Source organism: Streptomyces sp. LS1784, from assembly GCF_020103755.1.
GTDB lineage: Bacteria > Actinomycetota > Actinomycetes > Streptomycetales > Streptomycetaceae > Kitasatospora.
This window is the reverse complement of the sequence record NZ_JAHSQD010000710.1, coordinates 1-3,713: the sequence shown is the minus strand read 5'-3', so window position 1 is coordinate 3,713 and position 3,713 is coordinate 1. Positions and strand designations below refer to the sequence as shown.

The window sequence follows — 3,713 nt, the reverse complement described above, 5'->3', positions numbered from 1 at the left end:
GGTGCGGCCGGCGGCTGCGGTGGGGGGGCGCAGCGCTGGGCGGGTCGTGGCGGGCGTGGGGGTCGTCGCTGAGGAGTACATGGGCTGAGGGTGGTCCCTTCCGGTCCGTCGGCGGGTGCTGCCCCGCGGGGGCGGGGGAGGGCCGGTGCCGTGTGCTTCCTGGCGTGACGGCGGCCCTGCGGGTGGTGCGGTACGGCATGCGGTGCGGCGGGTGGTGCGCGGGCGCCGGGCACGGACATGGGGTCGGGAACCCCTGTTCGGCGGTGCTCCGGCCGTCCGCACCCTGGGGAATGCGGTCGGCCGGACTGCCGTGGCCGTGCCCGGCGCCCCCGCGCCACCCGGCCGCGCCACCCCCTCGGGTGAGGACCGGGAGCGCCCCGTGCCACCGTCGGGGGACAGCCCCGACGCTGGTGGGACGCCGCCCGACCCGGGGGACGAGGTGACGCACCTCTACAACACACCCGTCGGGCACTGGCTTAGTAGTCTGGCGGGCCCTGGCGAACGGTGGCGAATGCTCGCCTGGCACTTGCCGGAGCCTCTAGCCTCGGATCAGCCGAGGAACCTGGGGGCTTCGTTGAGCAGGGAACCCAACACCCGACTGGCCGATCTGTTCGTCCTGACCGGATGGTCGAAGGGCGAGCTGGCGCGGCTGGTCAACCGTCGGGGTGCCGCGATGGGGCAGCTGCAGCTGTCCACCGACACGTCGAGGGTACGGCGTTGGATCGAGCAGGGGGAGATCCCGCGCGATCCGGTGCCGAGGGTGCTGGCGGCCGTGTTCACGGAGCGGCTCGGCCGTGTCGTCACCACTGAGGACCTCGGTCTGGAACGACACCGGCCCACCAGGTCCGGAGCGGAAGCGTCCGCAGCAGTGCCATGGTCGCCGGATCGAACAGCCGCGGTCCTCACCGAGTTCACGGGAATGGACCTCATGCTGAACCGACGTGGATTGGTGGGCGCGGGAGCCGCGCTCACGGCCGGGGCGGTCATCGCCGACTCGTTGAAGGGCTGGCTGAGCGGGGACGCGGTCGCGTACGCGGCCTCCGTCCCCGGGCCGCGACAGGTGGTCACCGGGAGCGGAGCGCGCCCGGTGGTGGACGTGTATGACGCGGGCCCGGTCGGGCTCGACGAGGTGGAGTCGCTGGAGCACTCGGTGCAGGTGTTCCGGGCCTGGGACGCCGCCCGTGGCGGCGGGTTGCAGCGCAAGGCGGTGGTCGGTCAACTGAACGAGGTCGGCGGCCTGTTGACGCACCGACACGCGCCCGCCGTGGAGCAGCGGCTGTGGCTGGTCGCGGCCAACCTGGCGGTGCTGGCGGGCTGGATGTCGCACGACGTGGGTCTGGAGCCCACCGCCCAGAAGTACTTCATGATCGCGGCCGACGCGGCCAAGGAGGCCGGCGACCGGCCGCGGGCCGGCGAGGCGATCTCCCGGGCCGCGCGGCAGATGGTGCACCTGGGTCGGGCCGACGACGCGCTCGACCTGATGGCGGCGGCCAAGGCGGCCGGCGGGCAGCTGTTGCCCAGAACGCGCGCCATGCTCAACACCGTCGAGGCGTGGGCGCACGCCTCGATCGGACACTCCCAGGACACCTACCGGCTGCTCGGGGAGGCCGAGGACCTGTTCACCGAGGAGGCACCGGAGCCGCCGCCCTCGTGGATGCAGGTGTTCGACGAAGCCGAACTGCGCGGCATGCAGGCCCTGGTGCTGCGCACGCTGTCCGAGCACGACCCGGGGGCGGCTCCCGAGGCCCGCAGGCACGCGGAGCGGGTGATCACCCTGCGCGAGGGCACCGGACAGCTGCGTTCGGCGCTGTTCGACCGGATCACCCTGGCCTCGGTGCACCTGATCTCCGGGGAGCCGGATGCGGCGCAGTTCCAGGCGAAGATGGTGATGAACCTGATCGGTCAGAACTCCTCGCACCGGACCTGGGACCGGCTGCGCGAGATGTACCGGCTGACCGCGCAGTACCGCGGGCTGCCGGTGGTGGACGAGCTGCGGGAGGAGCTGGGCCGGGAGCTGAGGGCGGCGGACGCCAAGAACCGGCCGCGGCTTGGTTGACGGGGCCCGGGTGTGAGCGCCCGGGCCGGGCCGTCGGCTCAGGCCGGCGGGGCCGGGCGGATCAGCATGCGCAGCGCGACGACGGTGCCGTCCGTGCCGACGAGGGGCTCGCCCACGCACTCGACGCCGTCGTGTCGTCCGTCGGGCCGGCGGACCCGCAGGGTGCCGGCGGCGCAGCGGCCGTGCACCAGGGCGTCGGTCATCATCCGCCGCAGCAGCGGCCGGTCCCCCTCGGGGAGGCGGTCGGGCAGCCGGTCGAGGCTGAGCGGGCCGTGTTCCGGGTCGCAGCCGAGGAGGAGGTAGGTCTCCGGGCTCCACTGGATCCCGTCGGTCAGCAGGTCCCACTCGGCGGAGCCGATCAGGTCGCCGTCGATCGCGTCGTGGTCGCCGCCGTCGCCGAGACAGGGGCCGGACGGCTCCTGCGCCGTGCCGTCCACTCCGCCGTCCGTTCCGCTGTCGGCGTCGCCCGAGCCGTCTCCGCCCGCGGCGCCGGGCGCTTCGGCCGTGGCGCCGCTCCCGTCGCTCACCGCGCTGCTCCCGCCCGTCGGGGCGCCGTCCGCTGTGACGGCTCCCGGCGGGCGGGTGGCGCCTAAGGGCATGTTCATGGCAGACCCATCGTTCGGGGGACGTCCCGCGGCGTGCGGGGGGTTCGGACAGTGAGAAGACTGTCGCACAGCGTCGTCAACCCCGGGGGTGATTTGGACAGAACGCAGGCAAAATTCCACTGGCATATGCCACTGTGGCCGGAGGCTCCGTCGCCCTGTGTGCGGACGCGGGCCCGAGGCGGTAACCTTCGGTGATTCCGGCGCCCGGGCGCCCACCGCAGTACCGACCAGAGACCCCGGCGACGGAAATCCCGTTGCCACTACGACCGCCGCAACGGATGCTGACCTCATGTTCGAGCCAGTGATAGCACCCAGTGCCAGCCTCCTCGGCCTCCTTCAGCGAGGCCGCGGTGACGGGCAGCTCCACGCGCTGGCCGCCGACCGTGCCGAGGCCATCGCCGCGCTGGAGGAGTGCGTCACCAGGGACCCGCGAGCGGACTGGCAGGTCGAGAGCCGCTCCCTCTACTACGCGCGCATCTACATGGAGCTGGAAGCCCCCCTCGACGGCATCGAGGACCACCTCCACTCCGCCGAGGACCTGGTCACCGACGACGAGAGCCGCACCGGCCTCGCCCTCTCCGTCCTGGGCCACCTCGCCGCGTACGGCCGGCGCGACGCGCTGCTGATGCTGCGCGAGTACGCCGCCACCGGCGCCAACTGGTCCTGGGCCCTCGACGAGCTCGCCCTGCGCGACGACGACCGCGGCCTGCTGCTGCTCGGTACCGCCGTGCTGGACCGCTTCGCGCCGGGCCCCGAGGGTGACGCCGAGCTGCGCGAGTTCATCCGCAACGCTTACGAGCCCCGGCCCTGGCGGCTGTGGGCGGCCTACCACCCCAGAGTGGCGGCGGCCAGTGAACAGTCACCCTTCGACCTGTGGCAACGCCAGATCAACCGCAGCGGGGTCACTCCCGGCTGGTCCACCGCCGACGTGCTGGCCTGGGCCGACCAGGGCGAGCTCGGCGGCCTCGGCGCCGGCGCCTTCCTCGGCCGGCCCGACGTCCTCCCGGAGCCCGCGCGCGGCACCGACTCGCCGTCCGGCCCCGACGCGGTGG

2 protein-coding genes and 1 pseudogene are annotated in these 3,713 nt (G+C 73.6%); 2 read left to right on the top strand and 1 reads right to left on the bottom strand.

Annotation, left to right across the window (positions count from 1 at the left end):
* The first annotated feature begins 574 nt into the window (after positions 1-574).
* Complete coding sequence (locus KS423_RS41030) at positions 575-2,056, top strand: hypothetical protein (protein WP_224284824.1); 1,482 nt, start codon at positions 575-577, stop codon at positions 2,054-2,056.
* A 38-nt stretch (positions 2,057-2,094) separates the two neighbouring features.
* Here the strand turns inward: KS423_RS41030 and KS423_RS41025 are convergent, their stop codons facing one another.
* Positions 2,095-2,583 carry a PAS domain-containing protein gene (locus tag KS423_RS41025; RefSeq protein ID WP_224284823.1) on the bottom strand — a complete coding sequence of 163 codons (489 nt, stop codon included), beginning with the start codon at positions 2,581-2,583 and terminating at the stop codon, positions 2,095-2,097.
* 367 nt (positions 2,584-2,950) lie between these two features.
* Between KS423_RS41025 and KS423_RS41020 the strand changes: the two are divergent.
* A pseudogene (locus tag KS423_RS41020) lies at positions 2,951-3,713 on the top strand (HEAT repeat domain-containing protein); the annotation flags it as partial.